7 protein-coding genes and 1 pseudogene are annotated in these 6,115 nt (G+C 69.9%); 4 read left to right on the top strand and 4 right to left on the bottom strand.

Features of this window, described 5'->3' with window-relative positions:
• Both AC08ON_RS03545 and moeZ read right to left on the bottom strand, forming a co-directional pair.
• Positions 1-175: pseudogene (locus tag AC08ON_RS03545) on the bottom strand (MGMT family protein); the annotation flags it as partial.
• 46 nt (positions 176-221) lie between these two features.
• A complete protein-coding gene (gene moeZ / locus AC08ON_RS03540) occupies positions 222-1,394 on the bottom strand; it encodes an adenylyltransferase/sulfurtransferase MoeZ (RefSeq protein WP_476616439.1) in 1,173 nt (390 codons plus the stop codon).
• A gap of 222 nt (positions 1,395-1,616) precedes the next feature.
• Between moeZ and AC08ON_RS03535 the strand changes: the two genes are divergently transcribed.
• Positions 1,617-1,790: a CsbD family protein gene (locus AC08ON_RS03535; protein WP_085014893.1), complete on the top strand. Its 174-nt coding sequence runs from the start codon at positions 1,617-1,619 to the stop codon at positions 1,788-1,790.
• Positions 1,791-1,886: 96 nt separating this feature from the next.
• On the opposite strand, the gene ku is transcribed toward AC08ON_RS03535, so the two are convergent.
• On the bottom strand, positions 1,887-3,017 hold the full coding sequence (gene ku / locus AC08ON_RS03530; RefSeq protein WP_476606382.1) for a non-homologous end joining protein Ku: 1,131 nt from the start codon (positions 3,015-3,017) through the stop codon (positions 1,887-1,889).
• A 430-nt stretch (positions 3,018-3,447) separates the two neighbouring features.
• Here ku and AC08ON_RS03525 point away from each other — a divergent pair, with 430 nt between their 5' ends.
• The 3 genes from AC08ON_RS03525 (at position 3,448) to AC08ON_RS03515 (ending at position 4,903) form a co-directional block, all read left to right on the top strand.
• The gene (locus AC08ON_RS03525; RefSeq protein WP_476606381.1) at positions 3,448-3,651 is read left to right on the top strand and encodes a hypothetical protein; all 204 of its coding nucleotides are present in this window, start codon (positions 3,448-3,450) and stop codon (positions 3,649-3,651) included.
• A gap of 146 nt (positions 3,652-3,797) precedes the next feature.
• Complete coding sequence (locus tag AC08ON_RS03520) at positions 3,798-4,487, top strand: TetR/AcrR family transcriptional regulator (RefSeq protein WP_476606380.1); 690 nt, start codon at positions 3,798-3,800, stop codon at positions 4,485-4,487.
• Positions 4,488-4,675: 188 nt separating this feature from the next.
• Complete coding sequence (locus AC08ON_RS03515) at positions 4,676-4,903, top strand: DUF3107 domain-containing protein (protein ID WP_011438181.1); 228 nt, start codon at positions 4,676-4,678, stop codon at positions 4,901-4,903.
• Positions 4,904-4,975: 72 nt separating this feature from the next.
• Here AC08ON_RS03515 and AC08ON_RS03510 read toward each other — a convergent pair whose 3' ends face one another.
• Positions 4,976-5,647: a ferritin-like fold-containing protein gene (locus tag AC08ON_RS03510; protein ID WP_476606379.1), complete on the bottom strand. Its 672-nt coding sequence runs from the start codon at positions 5,645-5,647 to the stop codon at positions 4,976-4,978.
• Positions 5,648-6,115: the final 468 nt, after the last annotated feature.

Here is a 6,115-nt window from a genome sequence, read left to right as displayed (position 1 = left end):
CGTACTCGGCCACGTCGCCATAGGTCATCACCCTGCCCGGCGGGATGCGCGCCACCGCATCCAGCACCTCAAGGGCGTGCGGACCCGGCGCGCCGCCGAGCGAGATCCGGGTACCGAGCCCGGCGGAGACACTCGCCGGCGGCGCATCACGCCGGGCCCGCGGCCTGGGGCTCATCCGGGCTCCGTGGGACTCGTCCGGGCTCCGTGGGACTCGTCCGGGCTCAGTAGACCGGCAGCGACTTGTCGACCTGGATCGCCCACGCGGTCACGCCACCCTGGACGTGCACGGCAGAGGAGAAGCCGGCGCCCTTCAGCGTGGCGAGCGCGTCGGCCGAGCGCACCCCGGACTTGCAGTAGACGACCACCCGACGGTGCTGCGGCAGTTCGGAGAGATGCGCGGGCAGGTCCCCCTTGGGGATCAGGCGCGCGCCGGGGATCCGGACGATCTCCCACTCGGCCGGCTCACGGACGTCGACGAGCTCGATCGGCTCGCCGGCATCCAGCCAGCTCTTGAGCTCGCCCGCAGTGATCGTCGAGCCGGCGGCGGCTAACTGCGCCTCCTCCGAGACCGCCCCGCAGAACGCCTCGTAGTCGATCAGCTCGGTGATCGTCGGGTTCTTCCCGCACAACGGGCACTCCGGGTCCTTGCGGACCTTGATCAACCGATAGGTCATCTCCAGGGCGTCATACACCATCAGCCGACCGACCAGTGGATCACCGACCCCGGTCAGCACCTTGATGGCCTCGGTGGTCTGGATGGAGGCAATGGAGGCGCACAGCACACCCAGCACCCCGCCCTCGGCGCAGGAGGGGACCATGCCGGGAGGCGGCGGCTCCGGGTAGAGGCAGCGGTAGCACGGTCCGTGCTCGGCCCAGAAGACGCTGGCCTGACCGTCGAAGCGGTAGATCGAACCCCAGACGTAGGGCTTGCCGAGCAGCACCGCGGCGTCGTTGACCAGGTAACGGGTGGCGAAGTTGTCCGTGCCGTCGACGATGAGGTCGTACCCGCTGAAGATCTCCATGACGTTGGAGGCGTCCAGCCGGGTCTCGTGCAGGACGACGTTCACGTACGGGTTGATGTTGCGAACCGAGTCGCGGGCCGACTCCGCCTTCGAGCGGCCGACGTCGGACTGACCGTGGATGATCTGACGCTGCAGGTTCGACTCGTCAACGGTGTCGAACTCGACGATGCCTAGCGTCCCGACGCCGGCGGCGGCCAGGTACATCAGCGTCGGCGAGCCGAGGCCACCGGCACCGACCGCCAGCACCCTGGCGTTCTTCAGCCGCTTCTGGCCGTCCATGGCGACATCCGGAATGATCAGATGCCGAGAGTACCGGCGGATCTCGTCGACGGTCAGCCCCTCGGCGGGGTCGACCAGGGGCGGAAGGGACACGCTTGCTCCTTGCGTTCGGTGTCGTCCTTCGACGATGCCACAGCGCGACGCGGCGTCGCCGGATTTGGGCCATCCGCCGGGAGGTCCCTCATCACGGGTACACGTCGGACATCGCGACGGCCGGCCCTCTGGTGCAGCGCACGGCGCCCCCGGAGTGTTCCCGCGGCTGCCACGGGTAGACCTCTTCCGACCCACCGCACATACAGTGAGGAGTTGAGTGCAGTGTCCTTCACTGACAAGGTCAGGAACAAGATGCGGGAGCTCCGCGGGCGGACCAAGGAACAGGCCGGCAAGGCCACCGAGAACCGGGACCTGCAGGCGGAGGGCCGGGGAGAACGCGGCGTCGCCGACCTCAAGAACGCCGGGGAGAAGGCGAAGGAGGCCTTCCGTCACTAACCGCCTTCTGTCGTTGACCGCTTTCCGTCACTGACCACCCGGTATCCACCGGCCCCCGGCTCCACCGGCCCCCGGCTCCCGCGCCAGGACCGCTCCTCAGGCGGATCGCCGCGTCGGGGGCGTCTTCGAGGTCGGCGTCCTCGAGGCCGACCTCGAGGAGGCGGCCTTGGCCGCGGAGGTCTTGGCCGCGGAGGTCTTGGCGGGCGACGTCTTCGTGGCGGCGTTCGTCTTCGCGGTGCTCTTCGTCGAGGACGGCGTCTTCCGGGCGGTCGACCGCGTGCCCGGGGCCGACGAGGCACCCTTGACCGAGGAGGTACGGCCGCCCCGCCGTCCATCGGACGCCTTGTCGTCGGACGCCTTGTCGTCGGGCCCCTTGTCGGTGACCCCGGCAGCCGCGGGCCCCGCGTCACCACCTGCCACGGCCGCACCACCTGCCACGGCCGCTTCGCCGGGCCGTTCAGCGCGGGCGGCGGCTATGCTCGCGCGCAGCGCCGCCATGAGGTCGCCGACCGCCTCACCAGCCGACCCGCCCGGCGAGGCCACAACCTCGCGGCCGGCGACCTTCGCGTCGATCACGGCCTGCAGGGCCTCACGGTAGTTGTCGGTGTACCTGGTGGGGTCGAAGTCGGCTGCCAGGGTGTGGATGAGCGAGGCAGCCACCGACAGCTCCTGCGGGCGCACCGCGACGTCCTCCTCGAGGAACGGAAAGTCCGGTTGCCGCACCTCGTCCGGCCAGACCATGGTCTCCAGGACGAAGACGCCGCCGCGCACCCGGAGCGTCGCGAGCTGCTCGCGTTGCCGCAGGGCTATCTTCACCAACGCGACACGGCCCGATGCGGCCAGCGCGTCACGAAGAAGAACGTAGGGTTTGGCGCCGGTGCGGTCGGGCTCGACGTAGTAGCTCTTCGCGAAGTAGATCGGGTCGACCTGCTCCAACGGGACGAACTCCAGCACGTCGATCGCCCGGGAGGTGGACAGCGGGAGATTCGCGAAGTCCTCGTCGGTGAGTACGACGGTCTCCCCGTCCGGCAGCTCGTAGCCCTTGGCAATGTCGGCGTAGTTGACCTCGTCCCCGTCGGCCTCCGCCACTCTCCGGTATCGGATACGAGACCCATCCGACCGTCTAACCTGGTGAAACGCGACATCCCGTTCCTGGGTCGCCGAGTAGAGCCTCACCGGGATGGACACCAGGCCGAAGGAGATCACGCCCTTCCAGGTCGCACGCATGTTCGCCCCTCACGTCACGTACCCCTATGGTGTCCCACCGGAAGCCCACGAGTAAGCCAGACAGGCGAAAAGCTTGAACCTATCAACAGGTGAAGATCTCCAGGACGCCAGCCGCCCTGGAGACACACCGGAGAACACCGACGACCGGCGGGGGATAGGCGGGGGATATATGTGCAGGAGGGCGGAACGTACCCAGGACGGGAAGCCTGGTGCGAGCGGGACACGGAGCCGGGAACGGCGCGGGAGCGGGGAGTGGGATGAGTGACGGACGCCACCGCCACGTCCGTGACGAGGCCGGCCCGGCCGATGGCGCGTGAGGGCCACCCGTTCCGGGCACATCGCGATCCGGACCCCGGACAGGTTCGGATCGTCCATTTCCGGCGCCCGCCCCAGCGGGTCGCCATAACGATGAGCGCAGGAGGACGTCCCCATGGGAGCACCCACCGACCTTCCGGCATCCGATCTTCCGATCGAGGCGCCCGGCGCCGACGCCGTCGAGCAGGCCCGGGAGATACGTCCGGCCGGCCCGGCGCTGCGCTGGCTACCTTCGGCGCCACCCGTCGAGGCCGACGAGTACGACGTCGTCGAGCAGAGCATCGTGGTCGAGACCGACGAGGACGACGACTACCGCTGACCCGACTACCAGCGACCCGGCGCCACCCCGCGCGAGCGACAAGCAGGCCGGCTGGTTTCGTTTCGACGAACGCCAGCCGGTCGGACCCCGCGGGTACTGTTGACCGCATCAACCAGGAGGTGCGCCATCAGCCAGGAGGTGCGCCGGTGACCGCCGAGCCAGCCCCGCCCGACGCACGACCGGGCAGGGCTCCCCGGCTCCCCCGCACCGCGCGCCGCTTCCAGCTTCTGGGAGCCGCCCGCGAGGTCTTCGTCGCCCAGGGCTACCACGCAGCGGCGATGGACGAGATCGCCGAGCGGGCCGGCGTCAGCAAACCGGTGCTGTACCAGCACTTCCCCGGCAAGCTCGAACTCTATCTCGCGCTGCTCGACGAGCACGCCACCCAGCTGGTGACGAGCGTCCAGGACGCGCTCGCCTCCACCTCGGACAACCACGCGCGCATCGCCCGGTCCATCCGAGCGTACTTCGACTTCGTCAACGACCCCTCTGGGGCACACCAGCTCGTGCTGGAGTCGGACCTGCGCAACGAGCCCGCGGTCCGCCAGCGCATCGAGACCGCCTTCGCCCAGTGCGTGCGGGCCATCGCCGCGACGATCGTCGCCGACACCGGGCTGCCCCAGGACGAGGCCGACCTGCTCGCGGTCGGGCTGGTTGGGCTGGCCGAGACGGCGTCGCGCTGGTGGCTGGTCCGCGGTGCCACCGTGGAAAAGGAACGGGCCATCGAGTCGATGGTGGAGCTGGCCTGGCGCGGCATCGGCGGCTACCCCCGCCAGGAGCACCGGGATGCCGCGCGCACGAACACGGAGCCGCACAAGGAGGTCCCCCCCGCCGGCTGACGTCGTCCGGCGCACCAGGTGTAACGGGCGCACCGGGCAAGCGTTTGCCGGGTGCGCGGATGTGCCCGGAGCGAACACGCCGCCCCTGCCGCGGTGGAGAAGTCCCGGAAGCCATAGTGTGGGCGGTGATCCAAGATCGGCGGCGCTCGTCCGCCGACGGTAGGTCCGACGAAGGCGGAGGTCATCGGGTGGAGGTCAAGATCGGCGTCCGGCAGGTCAGTCGGGAGCTGGTACTGGAGAGCAGCCAGTCCCCGGAGGCTGTCGCCGCGCTGGTGAATGAGGCGGTCAAGGCCGACAACGGGGTGCTGACCCTCGTCGACGACAAAGGCCGGCAGGTGATAATGCCGATCGCGTCGCTGGCCTATGTGGAGATCGCCGCGACCACGACTCGACGAGTGGGCTTCGGCGCCGTCTAGGTCCCGGCCGACCACCGGCAGCGGTCCGCCGGGGAGCCGACCGGCGTCGCCGCGCCGGTCGGCGGGCCCGGATCAGGCGGACAGGCCCAGTGCCGCCATCCGCCGGCCATGCGCCGCCATGATGCGGTTGAAGATCGCCGCCAGCGCCTCCAGGTCGCCAACCCCGACCAACAGCCCGGTGAGCGCGTCGCGATCGACCCCGACCCGCTGGGCCTGCGTGAGCGCCTCACCGACGAGCCGACGGGCCCACAGCGCCAGCCGCCCGGCCACCGTCGGGTTGGCGCTGATCGCCGCGCGCACCCGCTCGACCGCGAAGGCTGCGTGCCCGGTGTCGTCGAGCACCTTCAGAACCAGTTCGCGTGACGGTGACGGAAGCCGCGCCGCGATCTCGCGATAGAAGTCCGCCGCGATGTTGTCCCCCACGTAGGCTTTCACGAGGCTCTCCAGCCAGTCGGCCGGGGCGGTCGAGTTGTGGAAGGCGGTCAGTGGCGCGATGAACGGGGCCATCGCGAGCTCCCGGTCGACGCCGAGCCAGTCCAGCTCGTCGCTGATGGCCTGGAAATGGGCGAACTCGGCGGCGGCCATCTTCGCCAGGGCGATCTTGTCGGCAACGGTCGGTGACATCCGCGCGTCGGTGGCCATGCGCTCGAAGGCGGTCAGCTCGCCGTAGGCGAGCAGGCCCAGCAGATCCACGGTCGCCTGGTCCACGGTCGGTGCGGGTCCGGCATCCGGGGACGGGGGCACCCGATTGTCAGAGTCACCTACCTGACCGGGGGCGGTGATGGCGATGGGTGTCGCCGGGCCGGCCGGGGTCCGTGTCGTCTGTGCCACAGGCGCGATTCTGACACCCGCCGCAGTCGCTGTCGGCAAACACTCCTGCCAAGGAGCCCCCACCCGGGGTTACACCGGCTATGCTGGGGGCAGCCAGGGGTCGTTATGTCACCTCGGCCGCCGTGTAGCAGGCGTCGCCTCGTCACCTGTGCACCCAGAGTTGCCATCGAGGGCACCGGGGCACATGGATTTTCGGGTCGCGGGCGCCGCGCGGCTCACCCGAGCGGGTTCAGCGTAGACACCGCTCAGAGAAGACCAGGAGCGTCCCGCTGTCCGTCACAGCTGAAGTACCCACAGATGATCTGACTCCCTACGAGACACAAACCATCCCCTCCACCCCCGGGTCCCCGGCGGCACCGACCTTCGCGGAGCTCGGCGTGC

The sequence above is a fragment of the Frankia sp. CoWAU3 genome (assembly GCF_977971855.1).
Note: the sequence above shows the minus strand (reverse complement) of the source record. Positions and strands in the feature narration are given on the sequence as shown.